This window comes from Petralouisia sp. (assembly GCF_056822245.1).
In genome coordinates this window covers 1-21,379 of record NZ_JBQIOP010000028.1, presented here as the reverse complement: position 1 = coordinate 21,379, position 21,379 = coordinate 1, and the positions used below count along the sequence as shown (strand labels likewise).

Annotated in this window: 17 protein-coding genes and 2 pseudogenes; 5 read left to right on the top strand and 14 right to left on the bottom strand. The window is 48.5% G+C overall.

What is annotated here, in order from left to right; all coding sequences use genetic code 11:
- Window positions 1–63 precede the first annotated feature (63 nt).
- The 3 genes from ACTO17_RS12105 to ACTO17_RS12095 are packed head-to-tail and all read right to left on the bottom strand — an operon-like array spanning window position 64 to window position 4,651.
- Window positions 64–2,175 carry an alkyl/aryl-sulfatase gene (locus tag ACTO17_RS12105; protein ID WP_482558114.1) on the bottom strand — a complete coding sequence of 704 codons (2,112 nt, stop codon included), beginning with the start codon at window positions 2,173–2,175 and terminating at the stop codon, window positions 64–66.
- A gap of 22 nt (window positions 2,176–2,197) precedes the next feature.
- Window positions 2,198–3,907, bottom strand: a complete 1,710-nt coding sequence (locus tag ACTO17_RS12100; RefSeq protein WP_482558113.1) for a carbon starvation CstA family protein — start codon at window positions 3,905–3,907, stop codon at window positions 2,198–2,200.
- A gap of 21 nt (window positions 3,908–3,928) precedes the next feature.
- Window positions 3,929–4,651: a hypothetical protein gene (locus ACTO17_RS12095; RefSeq protein WP_482558112.1), complete on the bottom strand. Its 723-nt coding sequence runs from the start codon at window positions 4,649–4,651 to the stop codon at window positions 3,929–3,931.
- A gap of 243 nt (window positions 4,652–4,894) precedes the next feature.
- Here ACTO17_RS12095 and ACTO17_RS12090 point away from each other — a divergent pair, with 243 nt between their 5' ends.
- The gene (locus ACTO17_RS12090) at window positions 4,895–5,680 is read left to right on the top strand and encodes a LytR/AlgR family response regulator transcription factor (protein ID WP_482558111.1); all 786 of its coding nucleotides are present in this window, start codon (window positions 4,895–4,897) and stop codon (window positions 5,678–5,680) included.
- Window positions 5,671–6,987 carry a sensor histidine kinase gene (locus ACTO17_RS12085; RefSeq protein WP_482558110.1) on the top strand — a complete coding sequence of 439 codons (1,317 nt, stop codon included), beginning with the start codon at window positions 5,671–5,673 and terminating at the stop codon, window positions 6,985–6,987. The genes ACTO17_RS12090 and ACTO17_RS12085 overlap by 10 nt, the downstream gene beginning before the upstream one ends.
- Before the next feature lie 74 nt (window positions 6,988–7,061).
- On the opposite strand, the pseudogene ACTO17_RS12080 reads toward ACTO17_RS12085, so the two are convergent.
- A pseudogene (locus ACTO17_RS12080) lies at window positions 7,062–7,196 on the bottom strand (sporulation transcriptional regulator SpoIIID); the annotation flags it as partial.
- A gap of 161 nt (window positions 7,197–7,357) precedes the next feature.
- On the opposite strand from ACTO17_RS12080, the gene ACTO17_RS12075 reads away from it, so the two are divergent.
- Window positions 7,358–9,391: a methyl-accepting chemotaxis protein gene (locus ACTO17_RS12075; RefSeq protein ID WP_482558109.1), complete on the top strand. Its 2,034-nt coding sequence runs from the start codon at window positions 7,358–7,360 to the stop codon at window positions 9,389–9,391.
- 14 nt (window positions 9,392–9,405) lie between these two features.
- Here the strand turns inward: ACTO17_RS12075 and ACTO17_RS12070 are convergent, their stop codons facing one another.
- From ACTO17_RS12070 to ACTO17_RS12060, 3 genes are all read right to left on the bottom strand, one after another.
- Window positions 9,406–11,625, bottom strand: a complete 2,220-nt coding sequence (locus tag ACTO17_RS12070; RefSeq protein WP_482558108.1) for a DNA topoisomerase III — start codon at window positions 11,623–11,625, stop codon at window positions 9,406–9,408.
- A gap of 3 nt (window positions 11,626–11,628) precedes the next feature.
- On the bottom strand, window positions 11,629–11,856 hold the full coding sequence (locus ACTO17_RS12065) for an aspartate dehydrogenase (RefSeq protein WP_482558107.1): 228 nt from the start codon (window positions 11,854–11,856) through the stop codon (window positions 11,629–11,631).
- Between the two features lie 117 nt (window positions 11,857–11,973).
- On the bottom strand, window positions 11,974–12,648 hold the full coding sequence (locus ACTO17_RS12060) for a 3'-5' exonuclease (protein WP_172535439.1): 675 nt from the start codon (window positions 12,646–12,648) through the stop codon (window positions 11,974–11,976).
- A 203-nt stretch (window positions 12,649–12,851) separates the two neighbouring features.
- On the opposite strand from ACTO17_RS12060, the gene ACTO17_RS12055 reads away from it, so the two are divergent.
- Complete coding sequence (locus tag ACTO17_RS12055; protein ID WP_482558106.1) at window positions 12,852–14,876, top strand: methyl-accepting chemotaxis protein; 2,025 nt, start codon at window positions 12,852–12,854, stop codon at window positions 14,874–14,876.
- Window positions 14,877–14,927: 51 nt separating this feature from the next.
- Entirely contained in the window at window positions 14,928–15,527 is a 600-nt protein-coding gene (locus tag ACTO17_RS12050) for a DNA-deoxyinosine glycosylase (protein ID WP_482558105.1), read from the top strand.
- Window positions 15,528–15,533: 6 nt separating this feature from the next.
- On the opposite strand, the pseudogene ACTO17_RS12045 reads toward ACTO17_RS12050, so the two are convergent.
- The 7 genes and pseudogenes from ACTO17_RS12045 to thiC all read right to left on the bottom strand — a co-directional run.
- Window positions 15,534–16,013 (bottom strand): annotated as a pseudogene (locus ACTO17_RS12045) (NUDIX hydrolase); the annotation flags it as partial.
- A gap of 10 nt (window positions 16,014–16,023) precedes the next feature.
- Entirely contained in the window at window positions 16,024–16,905 is an 882-nt protein-coding gene (locus ACTO17_RS12040; RefSeq protein ID WP_482558104.1) for a DUF3298 and DUF4163 domain-containing protein, read from the bottom strand.
- Between the two features lie 79 nt (window positions 16,906–16,984).
- On the bottom strand, window positions 16,985–17,785 hold the full coding sequence (gene thiD / locus ACTO17_RS12035) for a bifunctional hydroxymethylpyrimidine kinase/phosphomethylpyrimidine kinase (RefSeq protein WP_482558103.1): 801 nt from the start codon (window positions 17,783–17,785) through the stop codon (window positions 16,985–16,987).
- Window positions 17,786–17,787: 2 nt separating this feature from the next.
- On the bottom strand, window positions 17,788–18,411 hold the full coding sequence (gene thiE, locus ACTO17_RS12030) for a thiamine phosphate synthase (RefSeq protein ID WP_482558102.1): 624 nt from the start codon (window positions 18,409–18,411) through the stop codon (window positions 17,788–17,790).
- Between the two features lie 48 nt (window positions 18,412–18,459).
- Window positions 18,460–19,311, bottom strand: a complete 852-nt coding sequence (locus tag ACTO17_RS12025) for a hydroxyethylthiazole kinase (protein ID WP_482558101.1) — start codon at window positions 19,309–19,311, stop codon at window positions 18,460–18,462.
- Complete coding sequence (gene thiW, locus ACTO17_RS12020; RefSeq protein WP_172535446.1) at window positions 19,308–19,826, bottom strand: energy coupling factor transporter S component ThiW; 519 nt, start codon at window positions 19,824–19,826, stop codon at window positions 19,308–19,310. Before thiW ends, ACTO17_RS12025 begins: the two co-directional genes overlap by 4 nt.
- A gap of 11 nt (window positions 19,827–19,837) precedes the next feature.
- Window positions 19,838–21,142 carry a phosphomethylpyrimidine synthase ThiC gene (gene thiC / locus ACTO17_RS12015; RefSeq protein WP_172535447.1) on the bottom strand — a complete coding sequence of 435 codons (1,305 nt, stop codon included), beginning with the start codon at window positions 21,140–21,142 and terminating at the stop codon, window positions 19,838–19,840.
- Between the last annotated feature and the right edge of the window lie 237 nt (window positions 21,143–21,379).

Sequence of the window (21,379 nt, the reverse complement as noted above, 5' to 3'; positions counted from 1 at the left end):
TTCCCACCAAAGAGATCGTGAACCAAAATTCAGATTACGTATTCACACTGCTTTATCATGCTGTTATGGCTCTATAATATTAAAATATGATGGGAACTCTGCTAAATTTCCAGTGAGCGTTTCAATAACATCTTTGTTTCCTTCCACAGATTCAAAATTAGCATCCATCAATTCACTGCTCCCCCGTGCAATTCCCAGAATACCAACGCGTTTTGTCTTGATGGTTACATCTGGTTCTACACTCTGTGTATCCTTAGAATATAAAAGCACGCCGTGGTTTATCTGTACAAGGTACTGGCTGTTTTCATCCGTGATTTGCAGAAGGATGGTAAGATTCTGGTCTTCCATCTTCTTAGCATCAAGACAGATTCCGAGATAATCCAACATTGTCTCCGTGCTCATGCCGAGTGATGTAGCGCCTGTTCCTCCTGCGCTTGTTTGAGGATAGCCGCCTGTTCCATGGCGCAGCTCATAGGCGGCGGTCAGATAAGCATTCCTCCATGCCCCGGATTCGGCCTGGTATCCAAGCTGTTCCAAAGCATCTGCACAGAGGTAACGGGCATTTTCATTGTTCGGATCAGCACAGACGATAGTATTGGTAATCTGGGCAACCCACTGGTATTCGCCTTTGTCAAAATCTTCCTTTGCTTTTGCGAGGACCGCGTCCGTATCACCCAGATATTCCACCATTTTCCTGGCACATTCACTAGGCTCAAGTTCATCCAAGTGAATCGGATTTGCGTCATACCACCCCATATATTTCTGGTAAACAGCCTTTACGTTATGTTCCAATGTGCCGTAATACTGACGTGTGTACCAGACCTTTTCCAAATCTGCGGGTAAAGATATCATATTTGCAATCTCAGTTGAAGTATAGCCCTCATTGATGTACTGAAGCGTCTGGGAATAGATATATTTATAGACAGACGCTGTATTAAGAAGGTATTCATTGATTACGTCATTGCCCCAATGCGGCCAATTATGCGACTGGAACACAACCTCCGCTTCCTCTCCAAACTGTGCCTTTGCTTCCATAATATACTGTGCCCATGCATTGGCATCCCTCACCTCTGCACCGCGCAGTGTATAGAGGTTGTGCATGGTGCCAGTGCAGTTTTCCGCCATCCAGAGTGCTTTGTACCCGGGCAGGTATGTATTCATTTCTGCCGGGGATTCTGTACCCGGGGTGAGCTGAAATACCATATCAACGCCGTCTACCGTTGCCTCAAAAATATCATCCGTCACCTCATAGGTTGGAGATAAATATGAAGTTGTTCCGCCAGACGTAGTAAGGCCGATTCCCACGGAAAGACTGCCCCGCTCCCCTTTTTCCAGAAGTGAGCCGTATTGGTAATTGCTTCTGCGCTTCATAGCGTTTCCAGCAAAGACGTTTTCCTCCATAACTGCTTTTTCAAATCCTTCCGGCACAATCAGGAGGGTCTTACCGGAGGCTGCCTGTTCTTCCAGGCTTAGCGAGGGATCTGCCAGATCTTCCTGTGTTACTAAGCCACCGATGCCCCCGTAATGATCGATATGGGCATGGCTGATGACGACAGCGGAGATTTTGGCATCACTGAATTTCTCCCTGAACAATGCAAGCCCTGCCTCAGCAGTCTCTATGCCTGTAGTGCAGTCGAATACAATCCATCCTTTCTCTCCGCGGACAAACGTAAGATTCGCTATATCATATCCCCGAACCTGGTAAATTCCATCTGTCACTTCAAACAATCCATAAAGCGCATTGAGCTGTGTATTACGCCAGAGGCTTGGATTTGCGCTATCCGGAGCATCGTTATCCTTGGCAAAGCTATAGGCATCCTGACTCCATACTATGGTTCCGTCTTGTGACTTGATGACAAGGTTGTCCGGAGCCGAAAGGAAACCTTTCTGTGCAAACTCACGCTCCTGTTCATCGGAAAAGTCCAGCAGCTCATAAACGGCGTTATTTGCTTCTGCCGTGAATTCAGTTGCATCTTTTACATCCGTGTTAAAAGAAACCTTTTCGTTGTCTTCTGACATATCTTCCTCAATCACAGTTTCCGCTGATTTTTCAGTGGTTGTTTCATTGTTGGAAATTGCAGCAGTGTCCTGTTTTGTCTGCGCACATGCGCAGAAAACAGAAGAAGCTGCCAGCAAAATTGCGGCACAGGCAGCACGTTTTTTCTTGTTGAGCATAATTTTCCTCCTTAATTGTGTATTATAATTTCTCGGAATCTTCAGATTTTATTTCTTGGGGCTTCCGAAAGCCTGGACAAAAGAGTTTCTGCAGCCCTTCTGCCGCCACCATGACGCCCAGAATCAGCAACAAAATGGCGAATACAAGCTGAATCACATTCCCAGAATCAAACTCCCTGCAAAGAGAAGTAACCAATTCCTTGATTTTCAGAACAATTGCCGTGAAAGTAACAGCCATCATAAGAAACATCGGTCCCCAGAGCATCATACCCTGACGCTTGGTTTTCTTTAAAAATACGGCACAGGAAATGAGCGCCAGTGCGGATAACAACTGGTTTGCAGAACCAAACAGCGGCCAGATGCTTTCATAACCGACTTTTGCAAGAAGAAATGCCAGCGCCAGGGTTAGAACGGTTGCCGTCCACTTATTTCCAAATACCTTCGCAGCCCGCCCCATTTCCCTGTCTTCTTCCATAAAAAATTCTTGCAGGGAAAGCCTTCCCACACGGGCAACCGAATCCAGACTGGTTAGAGCAAACGCAGATACCGCCAATGTGATTAACGTATACGAAACACTCTGCGGCAACCCTAATTTTGTCAGAAAAATAGAAATTGATGTGGCAAATACCTGTGCAGGCGTTCCCGCAGGAAGCCCTTCGGCTGTTGCCGCAAAACCAACGCTGACCAGTGCAATTACAGCCAGAAAGCTCTCCAGCAGCATTGCACCATACGATACCGGAAGCATTGCCTTTTCATTTTTAATCTGCTTGGAAGCGGTTCCGGAAGATACCAATGCATGGAACCCTGATACCGCACCGCAGGCAATCGTCACAAACAGAACCGGGAACAAATAAGAGACCGTCCCCGCCTCTTCATTGACGAGCCTAAAAGAAGTAAACGGCGCCAGATTCATTGCCGGACGGTAAACAATAATTCCAATAAATGCCATAAGCATCATTGCAATCAGCAAATAGCTGTTTAAGTAATCCCTCGGCTGAAGCAGTGCCCACACCGGAGTAACGCAGGCAATTAAAATATAAACAAATACAAACATAAGCCAGAACTCACGGCTGAAATAAACTGGCGCATTTATTCCAATCACAATGGCAGCCACCAATAGCAGAATTGCCGCAAGCGTGTTGATTCCTGCATGGAAACTGGTGTTTTTCAGAAAAAATCCGAGCCCAACCGCAAATACAATAAACAGTATGGATGTAGTCGCCACCGCCCCATCTGCTGCTATTTTCACCCCTTTTTCATCAAATCCCTGAAACGTACTTGCCACGACATCTGCAAAAGCAGCGATGACTAAAATAGAAAACAGCCACACAAATATCAAAAACAGACGTTTTCCAGTCCTGCCGATATACTTTTCGATGATATAACCAATGGATCTCCCTTTATTTTTTACCGACGCGTACATGGCGGCAAAGTCCTGCACTGCACCAAAGAACACACCGCCGATCAAAATCCAAAGCAATGCCGGAAGCCAGCCGAATACCGCAGCCTGAATAGGGCCGGTAATTGGGGCAGCGCCGGCAATCGACGCAAACTGATGGCCAAAGACCACATTTGTGTCTGCGGGCACATAGTCCACCCCATCCTCTTCGGTGTAAGCGGGCGTCTTTGCATCGGGATCAATTCCCCACTTTTTTACCAAATAGCGACCATAAATCATATAAGCACTGACCAGAACCACAGCTGCCAGAATAATGATAATAAATCCATTCATATGAGCAAACCCTGCCTTTTGTTATTCTTCCTTGTCATTAGTAATTCTGTTTAAAAATTCCTCTGTAGTTTCGGTGAATTCCACTGTCACCTGGGCGCCGTCCTCCACAATGAATTCCGTCATTCCGTATTCCGTGTCATTATCCGCCCAATCGTAGGTATATCCAAGCCTTGTCCACGGATATTCACCATAAAAATACGACCACAGCGTGTTATCATCAAACCAGGACTTAAAATCCTCATCAACGTTTTCATCAAAGCTGTTGGACATATCCTCAATGGTTGGATCGCTTTGATAAGCCGGGCGCTTTACGTTTTTTGGGTCTACCCAAAGACCTGTTACAGTGGAATGTTCAGAATCAGGAGCAAAGGAAATGATCTGCTTTAACCGTGCCTCTGCATCATCTGCCTTTTGCAATTCCTCAGCATGGGAGGCTATTTCTTTATCGGTAAACACCCACACCGGCCCCCACTGAATAGTAACTGTTTCGCCCTCGGGATAACTTTCAGGGTAATTGTGCCAGGTAAGAAGCAGTGCCTTGCCATTCTGCCATGTAGTCATTGGGTCACTTTCCACAAGCGATACCAACGGCAATATTTCGTCATCATCGGCAAAAGCCGCATCTCTGACCGCGTCCCGATAAAGATCTTCGGGAGACTTTGCCGCTTCACCTCCTTTTGCACAGCCGGCAAGTATAGCTGCCATACATACAATAATCATGACAGAAAATAATCTTTTTTTCATAGAATTCCTCCTAAATTTTGTGAACGTATCGTATGAAACGCCGTTGTCAATATGTACAAAACTTTCCCTATTATACATCTTCCGGCAAATAAAAAAAGCATTTTGGCAAGAACGTCAATTTTCTGGCAAGAACATCAATCGGGTTTTTATAATTTGAAAATTGATGTTTGACAGGTTTGAAAAATGACTTTTTTTGTGCTATGTTAATATTAGATTTTTATATGGAATTGAGGTGAAACCGATTTGAAGATCGCTTTAGTGGATAATGAACAGAAATGTCTGGACGAGATGGCAGAGCTTATCCGCGACTTTGGCGCACGGCGCTGCTGTCAGATGGAAATTGTTCCATTCTTAAATGGGGAGGCATTCCTTGAGGCATTTAAAAACGGTGACTTTTCTGCCGTCTTTATGGACATATACATGGACGGCATAGATGGCGTTGCAGCCGCACTGAAGATGCGAAGCTTAGATAACAAGTGCGTCCTCGTCTTTTTAACCTCCAGTATGGACTTTATGCCGGACGCCTTTTCCTGCCACGCCTTTGAATATATCACTAAACCTTTCTCTCCACAGCGCATCTTTGGGGTTCTCACGGATATTCTGGGAGTGCTTCCCCCGCCGCAGAAATACATAGAGGTGATAAGCGACAGGAAAACCGTCCAGATATTCCTTGACGAAGTTGCATCCGTTGCCACAGACGCACATTACCTTGACATCGTCCTTACAGATGGGGGAAAGCTGCGCTGCCGCATGACCATGACGGAATTCTTGGATCTGACCGGCAGAGACGCCCGCTTTCTTCCCGTCAACAAAGGAATCACCATAAATGCCGATTACATCCTTGAATTTGGAGATAACTGCTGCATACTGGAAAATGGTGCACAGTTTCCGATCCGTGTACGGGACCGCCTGAAAATTGAGCAGGCAGCGAGGGATTACAATTTCAGGAAGATACGTGAGCGCCAGGCGCACTTTGCCGGACGTTCTGTGCCAAACGGCATCAGAAAGGGAGACCGAACATGGATATGAACAGATGGCTGTCGGCGCTGCCACAGTTTTTGATACTGCTGCCTTTTGCAGCATCCTGCTATTATACAATGAAGAACCAGATGAGGCATACACCATTTAAGACGGCCGCACTATGCACGGCTGTCCTGCTCCCATACGCTTTTCTTTGCTCATTTCTCTGTGCCATGCTGCGGGTTGATGCAAACGTCATCCTCCTGCCGTCCCTTATCCTGTTCTTTTTCCTATACCGCCGCACCGTAACGGCCAGCCTGTCAAAATGCCTTGCCGTCTATGTGGGCGTCTGTGCCGTACAGACCTTCCCTGCGCAGTTTGCCTATGCCTTTGACTCTTACCTGCACCCATTGTCGGGCGCTGCAGATTTCTCCATGGAAGCGGCTTTTTTCCGGCTTGGGCTTTCCTGCCTGGTCGCAGCCTCTTTCGCATGGCCGGCCTGCCGATATTTTTTCCGGATGGTTGACTGCCTGAACCTCCCCAAAATATGGTACTCGACAGTCGCATTGTCTGCGATATTACTTATCTTCAATATATTTGCTGTCCCCAAGTCCTACCGCACTCTCCATACAGGGCGTATGTTCTACCTTTTCCCACTGTTAGAGGGGTGTCTGTTTGCATTCCTTACAGCAATCTATCTGCTTTTCTACTGGGGTACGACGGTCATACTGGATCATGCCAGACTCAAGGAACACACTCAGCTCCTTGAGATGCAGTCCCATCAGTACCGGACACTGCAGGAGCATATGCGCCAGACTGCCAGGCTGCGCCACGACTTCCGCCATTCCGTACACCTGCTTTCCGCCCTTGCGGAAGAAGGCGATATCGGCAACATCCGGGCACACCTTGCAGAATATGAAATCAGCCTTTCTGAAAACACGCCTGTAAATCTCTGCGCCAATGCAGCACTGAATGCGCTGTTTGGTTATTACTACGAAATGGCTGTTTCTGCAGGCATAGATACGGACTGGCGCATTGAGCTGCCGGAACCTCTGCCTGCCACCGAGCTTGACATGGCCTCCCTGTTTGGAAACCTGATGGAAAACGCCATTGACGGATGCCTTACCATACCGGAAAACAGGCGCTATTTCTGTCTGACCACGGAGCTTCGCCACGGCAACAGGCTGTACATCGTTTCCACCAACAGTTTTGACGGCAGGGTACAAAAGGGGAAGGATGGCTATCGTTCCACAAAGCATGGCGGGAAAGGAACCGGACTTATTTCCATCGCTACCGCCGCGGAAAAATACGGTGGATCGGCACAGGCTTCCAACAGCGGCTCGGAGTTTTATGTGGATGTGACGCTGAAAATATGAAAGGATTTCTGAAATCCAATGTCATTGATGTAACAAAGCAGATGAAGGTTTGGGCAAGTAAGATACTGGATATTTAACCGCCGGAGTAATACCATATGCACCGTACTCTTGCTGATTCCAAACTTCTTCGCTGTCTGCTTTACGGTAGCATTTTCCTCAATTATATAATTAGCGATATTAATCGCCCGTTCTTCTATGTACCCTTTCAACGAAATAAATGGTACTTGCAGCTGCTGAGAATAAACCAGTGCCAACGCTCCGTTTTGATCTGCAATTTCAGAGATTTGAAATTTTCATTGTGCTAACCGGAAAATAGGTCTATAATAAAACCATAGAACAGAATGGATTGGTTTATATTTGGGAGGTTTTTATGAAACAACAAAAGAAGTCGTCAATTTCAAAGAAACGAATTGCAGATGAAATACTCCGTCAGATTGGCGGAAGCGTTATTCTGGTATTTCTGCTGATCGCTGCGGTTGCAATCTGCATGGTCGCATGGCTGAGCATTTCAGCAAGAAAAACGGAACTGATTCAGGAATCCAGGGCAACTGCAAACCAGTTAACCGGATTTTTGGAACAATATACAAAAAGCGTGGAACAGCTTGCCGCAAATCCGGAAATCAAGCAGGTTATGAGAGAGACAAAAGCCGGCGGCAACATCAGCCAGGCAGCGCAGAAAGAGGCTGTTTTAAATAATCTGGCAAATATTGCAGCCTCCGATTCCGACAACGTTATGGCTGTATGGATTTCCGATCTGGACGCAAGCTCCTTTCTTCAGTCTGACGGTCTGACCAATGAGGAGGACTGGGACATTACAGGCCGAAGCTGGTACAGCTGCATTGAAACAAAACAGACCATTTTAACAGAACCCTATGTGGATTCCACCAATGGAAAAATGGTTTTAAGCGCAGCCGCGCCGGTGTATGACGATGTGACCGGAGATATTCTGGGCGCAGTGGGCATGGATATCACTCTGGATCAAATGACAAAACTCATGAGTGAATATAAAATCGGCCGCAAAGGATACATTCTGCTGTTATCAGGAGACGGCATGATTGTGTACCATCCCCAGAACGATATGATTCAGCAGAATATCAAAGACATCAACATCTCAGAAAACGCTGTCAAAGCAGCCGCTTCCAGTAAAAATGTATTTTTAAGATTCAAAACAGACGGAACTCCTAAATACGGCTTTTTGCAGCATGCCGGAGATACCGGATATATCGTATTGAGCAGCCTGCCGTCCTCTGAATATTATGCGACGCTGTTTGCCATGGTTCTGGCTCTGATTCTTATTTTCGCAGGAGGCATTGCCCTGATTGCATTCAGTATCCGAAAAAGCTCTGCCAGTCTCACAAGGCCCATCATGGATTTGAACCATACGGCCCAGCAGCTTGCCGCCGGGGATCTGGATGTAACTCTTCATATTACCAGTCAGGATGAAATCGGAGAGCTGGGACAGTCCATCCAAAAAACTGTCAGCCGTCTGAAGGAATATATTGTATACATTGACGAGACAGCGGAGGTGCTGTCACAGGTTGCCGACGGAAATCTGAACATCAGCCTGAAAAATGATTACGCAGGAGAATTTCAGAAAATAAAAACTGCCCTTTTAAATATTTCCGATTCCATGAATCAGGTTATGGTGGGAATCAATGAAAGTTCCCAGCACGTATCTGTGGGGGCTTCGGAACTTGCATCCGCCTCCCAGATTCTGGCGGAAGGCGCAGAGCAGCAGGCCGCTTCCATTGAGCAGCTGACGGCAACCACCGCCACAGTCGCTGAACAGGTGGACAACAGCCGCAGGGAGGCGGAAGCGTCTGCAAAGGCAACGGAACAGGCTGCCGCCGTCATTGAAGAAAATCAGGAAAAAATGAAACAGATGATGAACGCCATGGACAAGATACATGAAACTTCCCAACAGGTTGTGGGCATCATCCAGACCATTGAGGACATCGCTTCACAGACCAACCTGCTTTCTTTAAACGCTTCCATTGAAGCCGCCCGCGCCGGGGAAGCAGGAAAAGGCTTTGCTGTAGTTGCAGATGAAATCGGAAAACTGGCGTTAGAAAGTTCTGAAGCGGCAAATACCACCAAGGAACTGATTGGCATTTCTATGGAAGAAATCCGGAAAGGAAATGCCATTGCCGGCAGCGCCATGGAATCTCTGAAAGAATCCGTCAGCGCCATCGGCAACGTGAATAAAATGATCAAAGAAACTGCAGACAGCGCAGTGGCCCAGGCGGAAAACATGAATCAGCTCCGCATGGGAATTGAGGAAATTGCCCATGGAATTCAGGACAATTCCGCAGCTTCCCAGGAAACCTCCGCCACCTCCCAGGAATTGGCCTCCCAGGCGGAAATGCTGAATCAGATGGTTCAGAAATTTGAACTCAGTGCATGATGAGGGTTTACTATTTATAACTTTATTTTGGCAAGGGCATCGGCAAACGCATTGTTAACCGGTTCCTTTGCCTCCTGTCTCATCTTGTTCATATAGCGGTTCACATCCTTTTTGGACACTCCGCCGCCGCTTTCCTTTTTCCGCTTTTCAAAGGCGGAAAGTTTCTCCCGATACCCGCAGGCGCAGGTAAAACGTCTCTGCTCCCCGTCTCCGATCAGTTCCATTTTTTTATGGCACTGGGGACAGCGGGCATTGGTGATTTTCGACAAAGTCTTTCGATAGCCGCATTCCCTGTCCTGACATACCAGCATCCGGCCGTTTTTGTGATTGACCTCCAGCATCAGCTTGCCGCACTCCGGACATTTCTTTCCTGTCAGGTTGTCATGGCGGTATGTTTTGGAGGAAGCTGCAATGTCTTTGACAATATCTGCCGTATAGCTTCGGATTTTCGCCTCAAAATCTTTCTTTTTGGCTCTTCCGCAGGCAATGTCGGAAAGCTCCTGCTCCCACTTTGCCGTCAGCTCCGGAGAAGTCAGGCCGCGGGGCGCCAGCTCCAGCACCTGTCTGCCCTTAGAGGTCAGATGGATATACTGATCTCTCTTTTCCAGCATAAAGCTGTGAAACAGTTTTTCAATAATATCGGCCCGGGTGGCCACTGTTCCCAAACCTCCCGTTTCTCCCAATGTCTTTTTCAGGCTTTTGTCTGCGCTTTCCATATATTTCACAGGATTTTCCATGGCGGCAAGCAGGGTAGCCTCGGTAAACGGCAGCGGCGGCTTTGTTTTTCCTTCGCTGATGCTCCCCTCTCCAAACAGAATTTTCTGCCCTCTGGCAAATTCCGGCATCTGCTCTAACACTTCCTCCTTGCGGCCTTTGCCCCACAGTTCGTCCTCTTCCGGTTCGTCCTGGAAGGCTCCTTCCTCTTTCTGAAGGCTTCTGATCTCCTGCCAGCCGGGATGACGGACGATTTTCCCCCTGGCTGTGAAACGTTCTCCCTGGCAGAGTACGGTCACTTCCGTCTGTTCATACTCGCAGGGGGGAAGCAGAACCGCCAGAAACCGGGAGACCACCAGTTCATAGATTTTCCGCTCTCCGTATTCCAGTTCACTGAGGCTGATGCCCTGTTCTGTGGGAATAATGGCGTGATGATCCGACACTTTCTTATCATCCACAAAAGATTTATTTCCCTTTACAGAAGATTTCAGCAGTTTCGCGCAGACCGGCCCATAAATTCCGCCCCGGCATGCCCTGATCCGCTCCGGCAGCGTTTCCACAAGATCCTGGGTCAGATACCGGGAATCGGTTCTGGGGTAAGTTACCACTTTATAATGTTCATAGAGGCGCTGCATATAATCCAGAGTCTGCTTGGCGGAAAAGCCATAGAGCCTGTTGGCGTCCTGCTGCAGAGAAGTCAGATCATACAAAAGGGGCGCGTAAGACTTCTGCTGTTTTTTCTTCACATCCTCCACCACGCCGGAGCTGTTTCTCACTTTATCGCTGATTCTGGCAATTTCCTCCCGGGAATCGGTGGTTGTGTGATTCTGCCCGGATCTCCATTGAAACCAGATTCCGTTTCCCTTTACCTTCAGGCTGTAATAGGGCTGGGGTTTAAATCCCCGAATCTGGGCCTCCCGCCCGGCAATAATGGCAAGGGTAGGCGTCTGTACTCTGCCGCAGGAAAGCTGCGCATTATGCTTGACCGTAAGGGCACGGGTGGCATTAAGCCCCACCAGCCAGTCTGCTTCGGCACGGGCTACGGCGGCTTCGTATAATTTCTGGTACTCCCCGGCGTCCTTTAAATGGGCAAATCCCTGCCGGATGGCCTTATCGGTCACAGAAGAGATCCACAGCCGTTTCATTGGCTTTTTCACCCCTGCTTTCTGAATAATCCAACGGGCCACCAGTTCCCCTTCCCGGCCTGCGTCTGTGGCAATGATAATCTGGCCCACATCCTTGCGGTACATCTGGGTTTTTACAGTCTGGTACTGTTTTCCGGTTTTCTTTATCACCTGGATTTCCAGTTTCTGGGGCATCATGGGCAGCGTTTCCATGTTCCAGGTTTTCCACTGTTCTCCGTAGCTTTCCGGATCGGAAAGCTCCACCAGATGGCCCAGGGCCCAGGTTACCACATAGTCTTTTCCTTCCATAAATCCATTGCCGGCTTTGCTGCATCCAAGCACTTTGGCAATATCCCTGCCCACGCTTGGTTTTTCTGCAATCACTAATGATTTCATCTCTTACCACACTTTCTTAATATCTTCCCGGTTTACTCCGAAACGGCTGCAGAACTCCTGCAAATCCCCTTCGCCCCGGATTAACATGGCTTCCTCAAATTTCCCGCTTTCTTTATCCTTAAATCCGGCCACCTGCTCTCCGGTGCAAATGCTGGCACGGATGACAGGCGTCTGCTTTATGGGATTATAAGGCTGTATTTCCGAATGCTGCTTTTTCTTTCTTCCAAACATGATATTCTCCTATCTTCCCGGTCCTGGGGCAGCCTAAAATTCCGCTATAATTTCCGGGTTCCGCGGCAGCCTGGAAAACTATATGTTTTTCCGGCTCTGCGGCAATCCCGAAAGCCGCTATAATTTCCGGGTCCCGCGGCAGCCTGGAAAACTGCTGCATCCATAAAATTCCCCGTATTTTCCTTTTCGCTTCACCATCTCCCCACCGCAGAGGGGGCAGCGGACGTCGGAAGATATCGGCTGCATGGTCCGCAGGATTTTCCCCAGTTCTTCATAGCTGCCCTGATTCATCATACAGTCGTTCAGGGCGCGGTGGGCTCCCTTAGTGCTAAGCCCGAAATGCTCCGCCACATCCACCAGTCTGTGATGGGACAGCTGCGGCAGGCATTTTCTTGCCAGGTATAAGGTGTCCACGTAATCGTTTTTCACTTCTGCCCCAAGGGTTTCCATGGCTGCGTCACAGATAAAATTCAAATCAAAGGTATGAATATTGTGGCCCACCAGAATATCGTTTCCAATAAAAGCCAAAAATCCTTCCACCGCCTCTTTCATCTTCGGCGCATCCCTTACCATATCGTCCGTAATGCCGTTGACTGCCGTGGCCCCTTTCGGAATATGCATTTCAGGATTTACCAGTGTTGTATATTCTTCCGTTACTTTATGGCCCCGCACCTTTACGGCAGATATCTCTATAATCCGATCCAGTCCCTGACGAACTCCTGTAGTCTCCAAATCAAACACCACATAATCTTCTGCATATCTGGTCAGCCGTTTTCCTCTGTTTTTTACCATTGCTTTTCTCCCTTCCGTTACAGCTTGATTATATAGGGATTTTCCAAACTTTGCAACTGCTGAAAAACACTTCCTGAGCAAGATTTCACATTGACAGCACACCCCTGAAATGCTATTCTGAATTCAAAGAATTTGAACAGTTCCGTTCGTAGGGCCGCGGCGTTTCACTCAGCCAGGAACTGATAAAAAACAGGAGGCCAAAGATGAAAAAGATGAAAAAACAGATTTCCAACCCGGCAAAACCGGAAAAGAAGCAGAATCAGGATCAGAGTCTTCAGAAGCTTCTGGTTACCCAGGTTACCCGGCTGTTTCTGCTGTCAGTCATTACGCTGATTATTGTATCCGGCGTGTTTATGTATTTCAGCAATATGAACACGCTTCATGAAATGGCGAATGTGGCGCTGAACTCAACCTCTTCCGCGGTGGAGCAGACGCTGCACACTCTGGAAGTAAATGCGCTGAATGTGGCTTCTTTAGAAACCATCCGGGACACTAGCGCTTCCAAGGAGGAAAAATTAGAAGCCATGGAAAATGTCCGTTCCCAGAATAACTATGATGAAGTGGGATTTGTGGAGTTAAACGGACAGGGCTATTCCAATTACGGGGATTTCGACTTTAACGACCAGCTTCATTTCCAGACAGCATCCAAAGGAGATGTCTTTGTGGGCGAGCCGATTATCAACCGCCTCAACGGCGATATCATTATTATCAGCGGCGCGCCGGTTTACAATGACGACAAAATTGTGGGCACTGTCTATATTGTGGATCTGGTTGATTCCGTCAATGACAAAATCGGAGAAATCACATTCGGAAAAACAGGCCACGCCTATATTATAAATAAAGAAGGCACTGTTATTTTCCATAAGGATCAGCAGAAAATTGCAGATCAGTCCAATGCTGTCACCCAGACAGACGGGAAAAATCCTTCTCTGGCTAAGGCAACCAAGAAAATCCTTTCCACGGAGCAATCAGGCACAATCACTTACCGCCAGAACGGGAAAAGTATGTTTGCCGCTTACTGCCCGGTCAAAGGCCACGGGGACTGGCGTCTGATTATTACTGCGCCCCATCGGGAATTTACATCTATCGTTTTGATTTCCGTACTTGTCAACAGTATCATCGGCATCCTGCTTTTAGCTGTAAATATCTCCCTGACGGCGCGTAAAATCAAAGACATTATTCATCCGGTGGATTCTGTCACAGAACGTCTGGTTAAGCTTGCGGAAGGCGATTTGAAAACACCGGTTGAAATCATCAACACCGGAAATGAGCTTACCATTCTTTCCAATAACCTGAATGAGACCATTCAAAGCCTGAATCTGTATATCTCTGATATTACCAGGGTACTTGCACAGTTGTCGGACGGAAATCTGGACATTCAGACAGAGGCCAGCTTCACCGGAGATTTCGTCAGCTTAAAGGAATCCATCGACACCATTGTGGGCTCCCTCAATGAAACCATGATGCAGATGAACAGCGCTGCCGATCTTGTGGCGGATCACTCAGACGGCACCTCACTGGGGGCTAAAAACCTGGCAGACAGCACCACCGACCAGGCAAGCGTGTTAGAAGAGCTTACCGCAAGCATTGCAAATGTTTCCGAACAGGTAAGGCTTACGGCAGAAAATGCCTCTCTGGCAAATCTCCGCTCCCTGGAAGCTGAGAAAAACGTAGAAACCTGCAACCTGCAGATGCAGTCCATGATCAATGCCATGGCTGATATCAAAGCCGGATCTTCCAAGATCAGCGACATTATCAGAAACATTGAAGATATTGCAGAACAGACCAACCTGCTGTCATTAAATGCCGCCATTGAAGCGGCGCGGGCCGGTGAAGCCGGAAGAGGCTTCTCTGTTGTGGCAGAGGAAGTGCGAAGCCTTGCGGAAGAAAGCGCAAAAGCAGCGCAGAACACTGCCCAGTTGATTTTGAAGTCCATTGAAACAGTGGAAAACGGCACAAATATTGCCAACGAGACAGCCGAGTCCCTTACCCATGTAGTAAGCAATACCAGTGAAATCAACGACATTATTGCAGAGATTGCAGAAGCGGCAAGAGAACAGGCAGCGGCCATTGAACAGATTAACACAGGATTTGAACAAATGTCTGTGGCAGTTACTACTAATTCCATGACTGCACAGGAAAGCGCCTCCTCCAGTGAAGAACTGGCGGCCCAGGCACAGAATTTAAAAGGACTGATCAGCCGGTTTTCATTAAAACACGGCGAGTAAAAGGACTGTTGCGCCAGGTATCACAAAAAACTACACAGAAAGGAACTGCCCATGTCAGAATATCAGAGGCTCACCCATGAATTTGATCCTGTTTTTCAGAAAGATTCCAGAATTCTGATTCTGGGCACCTTCCCTTCTGTAAAATCCAGAGAAAAGCATTTCTACTACGGCCATCCCCAGAACCGGTTCTGGAAGGTTCTGGCGGTCATAACCGGCGAGCCGGTTCCTTCGTCTGTTTCGGAGAAAAAGCATCTTCTTTTGTCTCATGGAATCGCCCTTTGGGACGTTATTTTAAGCTGCGATATCATCGGTTCTTCCGACAGCAGCATCCGGAATGTGGTTCCTGCCGACATTCCCGGCCTGCTGAGGCAGACTTCCATTCAGGCAGTCTTTGGAAACGGCAGCAAAGCATGTGAACTTTACAAAAAATACACGGTGCCCATGCTGGCGGCCCCATCCGCAGGCTCCGGCAGCTCCCATTCACTGGCAGGCTTATCTCCAGATTCCGGCAGCTCCCATTTGCCGGCAGATCTTTCCCGGTATGCCGCCATACACAAACTTCCTTCCACCAGTCCTGCCAATGCCGCCTGGAATCTGGAACGGCTGGCAGACCACTGGAAGCGGGCCGTAGAACCCTATCTGTTATGTTGAGCATCACAAGGTCAGTCTTTGTCCATTCAGTACCGCCTGGGTCAACAGGTCGCCCTCGTAGCTGAGCTTCAATGAGAAAAAGGGCGCGTCCTCCAACAGCAGACGGAAGAATATTTTATCTCCCTCCCAGATATTCAGAGAAAGCACCTGTTCTTTATCTACCCATTCCAGGGTCCCCTCATTGCATTCTGTCAGTGTTCCCTCAAAACTGTCCGCGGTATAAAGACACATATATTCTACCGGCCATCCCGCTGCAGAAAAGGTAATGATTCCCCGGAAAGAATAACCGGTCAGCGTAAGACCGGTCTCCTCCTTCACTTCCCGAAGCAGACATTCCTCCGGGCTTTCTCCCGGTTCAAAATGTCCGCCGATTCCAATCCATTTGTCTTTATTGACATCCCGTTCCTTTTTTACCCGGTGGAGCATCAGGTATTTTCCGTTCTGCTCCACATAACACAAGGTTGTCAGATTCGATTTCTCCATAATGATTCCCTTATCAGTCCAGTATATATTTCTCGTTCATTACATCCTTCAATGCATCATAAGGCACTTCAATCTCAATAATTCCTGCCGCATAAGTAGTCAGTATATAGGGATTGCAGATCACCACCAGGCCCTTGTCATTCAAGTAAAATACATCCTCTGTCAGAACATCCGGCACAAAGCTTTCATAATCCTCCATCAAGCCGTCTTTATAGGGGTCCTCTGTAATTTTTTTCAAAATATGTTCTTCCACTATTTTTCCGGCCTCTGCTTTGTCTGTAAAAATATCTGACAGGGACAGAAGTTTTCCGGTGGAGGCGTCAAAACAATAAGAAGAAGTCCAGGTATTGGGATGAGGCGTTCCCTGCCACTGATAATTCTGGGCTTCAATGCTCAAGATCCTGGTAGAAGCATAGACCATTTTGTAAGTGGCGCCGTATCCGTAGCCTGACCAGTCCTTCCTCTCCTCCTCTGACAATCCCTCATAAGCGTTTTTTGCCAGTTCTGTATCTTCCTCAATATAAGCCTGCGCTTCTGAATGCTTTTGATCAAAAGCCATATTTATTTTCTCGGCCGCAGCCTCATTCTCCGGAATGGAAACCACAGGGCAGTTTTCCGTAACAGAAAGAAGCAGCGTACCCGTTTTTTCATCGGTAATATTTTTCGAATAATCTACAAACGACACTTCCGGAGCCTTGGTCAATTCCACGCCGGCTTCTTCCGGAAAGTCCGTTTCCTCTTTTTCTTCTTTTTCCTCTTCCTTCTCTGGCTTTGTTTCCTGCTTATCATCTGTTTTTTCTTCCTGCTGCTTTGTATTTTCCGCTGCATTTTTCCCGGAACAGGCAGTAAACAGCAGACAGATTCCCAATCCAAACAATAGCAATTTCTTCTTCATCTGCAAAATCTCCTTTCCTGTAATCACCATCATGCACTGCTGCAGTTTCTTCGCTGCTCAGCATCCTCTGTACCGCCTGTTAAATTTCAGGCAGACAGCGGTTGATTCGGTACATATGGTTCAGCGGGCCGTTTCCCTTTCCAAGATTCATTCCGTCTGCAATGGCCCCGGTAATATATTCCTTGGCCTTCCTTACACTTTCTTCTGCTCCAAGCCCCCGGGCAAGTCCGCAGGCAATAGCAGAAGACAGAGTGCATCCTGTCCCGTGGGTGTTGGGATTGTCAATATGTTCTCCAAAAATCCACAGAGGCTCTCCCTCCAGACAGAGTAAATCATCTGCAAAAAGCTGGTCATGGCCGCCTTTTAAATATAACACACCTTTGTATTGTAACGCAAACTCCCTTGCCGCCGCAACCCTTTCTTCCTTTGTTTTTACAGTTGTTTTCAGCAGCAGTTCTGCTTCGGGCAAGTTGGGGGTATAAATCTCTGCCAGGGGCAGCAGTTCTTTCTGATAATAAGCGAGAGCCTCCGGCTCCATCAGATTTCTGCCGCTGGTGGACACCATCACCGGGTCCATCACCACATGCTTTGCCTGCCAGTGTTCCAGGCTTTTCTTTATGACTTTCATCTGGGAAATTCCCGGAATCATACCCAGCTTCACAGCGTCCGGCGCTATATCCGTAAATACGCATTCCAATTGTTTTTCCAAAAAATCAGGGGATACCGGCATAATATCCGCTACCCCCAATGTATTCTGCGCTGTCAGCGCTGTAATTACGCTCTCTCCATACAGGCCGTGGGCCGCAATGGTCTTTAAATCTGCCTGAATGCCGGCGCCGCCGCTGCAGTCGCTTCCTGCGATTGTAAGCACTGTTTTCACCTTCAGTCCTCCGTTTCTGCAGATTCTCTTTGCTCTAACAGCTGCCGTATCTTAAGGGCTTCCGCTTCCGGGTCCTCTGCTTTCAGTATCCCTGCAGAAATTGCCAGGCCGCCGGCTCCCAGAGAAAGGGGTTTTCTGCCGTTTTCTGCATTAATGCCTCCCACTGCCACATTTGGAATGGGCGCGGACTGCAGAATCTGCAGATATGTCTCCTCTGAAATGGGAACGGCATCTTTCTTTGTCTCTGTAAAAAACCATGCGCCGCTGCCCAGATAATCCGCTCCGGCTTCCATGGCCTGTTTTGCCTGCTCCGGCGTTTTAGCGGTGGCTCCGATGATTCCCCGGGCACCCAGAAGCTTTCTGGCGTCCTTCACCGGAACATCCTCCTGTCCCAAATGGACTCCGTCTGCCCCGCTTAACAGGGCGATATCCAGCCGATCGTTGATAATCAGCCTGGTGCGGTATTTATCGGTTATTTCCCGCATTCTTTTGGCCCGCAGCAGATATTCTGCAGAAGAAATGTCCTTCTCCCGCAGCTGAATATAATCTATGCCGGCTTTCAGGGCGGCTTCTATTCTGGCTTCTCCATAAGAAAAGTCTGCAATCAGGTACAGCCACTTTTTCATTGCGATCTCCTTTCGTTACGGTTTGCTTTTTATTTCAGGTCATAATTTTTATTTCAGAGTCTGCAGCCAGTCTGAAAAATGTTTGGCTGACAGCTGTCCCAGGGCATTCAGCAGCGCGGATTTGGCTGTCCCGTATCCTTCGGCTGCTCCTGCCTGCTCCAGTGCGAATGCCATACCCAAAGCTGCTGATACAGCGGCTAATTTCAGAGATTCCAAAGATATCTTCCCCATAGATTCTCTGCACATTTCTCCGGCTGCGCAGCAGCATGCGCCTGTCACTGCTCCTGCCAGGCATCCGGTGCCTACCATGTTCCAATGGCTCGCTGCCCTGTGGGGAATCTGTATCATTTTATCTTTCCAGAGAATCTCGTCGGTTTCTCCGGTAACCAGATATACCCTGCCCGTGGAAATCTGATGGAGCAGGGAACGTTCCTCTAAAGAATCTATCCCTTCTCTGGTTAATTTCTGCTGCTGAATACTGTACAGTTCTGAGCGGTTTCCCTTAAGGATTCCCTGCCAGGGCAGCGCCAAAAGCTGCTGCACTGCCTGCATCCGGAACCGGGAGGCTCCGCACCCCACCGGATCTAACACCAGAGGCCGGCCTGCTTCTGCCGCCTGTTTCAGCACGATCCTGGCTGCTTTCTGCTTTTCTTTCGTCATCTGCCCCAGATTAATCACGCAGCCGTCCGCCTGAGATACAATTTCCGCCATTTCTTCTGCAGCTACCGCCATCAGGGGCCGGGCTCCCAACGCAGCCAGACCGTCGGCGCACAGAGGAGCGGACACCGTATTGGGAATCATATGAACCAGATAGTTACGGGCCCGGATTCTCACAAATACTTCCGCTATCTGCTCCGGCGCGTATTCAAACAAATTTTCTCCCGGATTCCTCGCTTTCACTGCTCTGCCCCTTTCAGTATTCCCTGCAGATAAGAAACTGTGCCGGACCGGTACATGGCGCCCAGCAAAATTGCCGCCAGCACACATCCCCCGGCCGTACTGATAAAGAAGGGAAGCACATACGTAAACAGCGCAGCTTCCTGATTTCCCAACAGCAAACTGGCCACCGGATAACAGAGCATTCCTCCGATAACTCCTGTACCCATAATTTCTCCCAAAAAGTTCGTCCATATTTTTCCCGTATACCGAAACAGCACAGCTCCCAGAAAAGCCCCGGCCATGCTGCCCGGAAATGCCAGAAGGCTTCCGGTTCCCATCAGATTCCGAATCAGAGCGGTGGAAAAGGCAAATCCCACGGCATAGGAAGGTCCCAGAAACACCCCGGCCAGTACATTTAAAAGATGTTGGATGGGAAAACATCTGGAAGCCCCGATGGGAATGGAAAATGCTGACAGGCTGACGCCTAAGGCAGTCATCATGCCTGCAACTGCCAGTTTTCTAATATTTACCTTCATATGCCCTCCTGTTATAATATATCAATATATTCTCCGGACAGCGCTTTATTCATGCTCCTTACAGCACAGAACTTTCCGCACATGGAACAGGTGTCCTCATGCTCCGGCTTCCGGTCCTCCCGAATTTTCTTTGCTGTTTCAGGGTCCATGGCGCATTCCCACTGAGCCTCCCAGTTCAGAGCGCGCCTGGCATCCGCCATTTTATCATCCAGTTCCCGGGCCCCTCTGACGCCCTTTGCAATGTCTGCCGCATGGGCTGCAATCTTTGAAGCCATAATTCCCTGCTTTACATCTTCCACGTTGGGCAGCGCCAAATGCTCCGCCGGCGTAACATAGCACAGAAAAGCTGCGCCATTCTGGGCTGCAATGGCTCCGCCGATGGCTGAGGTAATATGATCATATCCCGGCGCAATATCTGTCACAATGGGCCCGAGCACATAAAAGGGCGCGCCCATGCAGATAGTCTGCTGCATCTTCATATTGGCTGCAATCTGATCCATCGGCATATGTCCCGGCCCTTCCACCATCACCTGCACATCCTGCTCCCAGGCCCGTTTGGTCAATTCGCCCAGACGCACCAGCTCTTCAATCTGGCACACATCCGAGCCGTCCGCCAGACAGCCCGGGCGGCAGGCGTCTCCCAGAGAAATGGTTACATCATATTCCCGGCAGATTTCCAGAATTTCGTCAAAATACTCGTAAAAGGGATTTTCCTCCCCTGTCATGCTCATCCAGGCAAATACCAGAGAGCCCCCTCTGGATACAATGTTCATTTTCCGTTTATGTTTTTTAATCTGATCAATGGTTTTTCTGGTAATGCCGCAGTGAAGCGTTACAAAGTCCACGCCGTCCTCTGCATGCAGCCTGACCACATCAATGAAATCCTTAGCCGTCAATGTGGCAAGATCTCTCTGATAATGAATGACAGAATCGTACACCGGCACCGTTCCAATCATAGCGGGGCATTCTGAGGTCAGTTTTCTCCGGAATGGAATGGTATCCCCGTGGGACGACAGGTCCATAATGGCATGAGCCCCCATATTGACTGCTTCCATAACCTTTTCCATTTCCACGTCGTAATCCTTGCAATCCCTGGATACCCCAAGATTCACGTTGATTTTGGTGCGCAGCATGGAGCCTACTCCTTCCGGATCGATACATGTATGATTCTTATTGGCGCAGATTGCCACTTTTCCCTCTGCCACCAACGGCATCAGCTCTTCCGGCGTCATCCGCTCTTTTGCAGCTACTTTTTTCAGTTCTTCTGTTACAATGCCCCTGCGGGCTGCTTCCATCTGTGTTGCATATTCTCTCATGAAAATTTCCTCCTAAAAAAGAATCCTGCAAAGCAGGATTTTCCGCCTGCGGCGGGTTGCTTCTGCAGCATAATTCCTTACCGCCGCAGTGCGATCCACGCGGAGCGTTTTTATTTCACAGGACGCACTTTCCTGTGAAATCGGGTAGGAGGTAGATAATTATTTTATCTACCGACCTCCCACACCACCGTACGTACGGTTCCGTATACGGCGGTTCCTTAGTTTTCACATACTTTC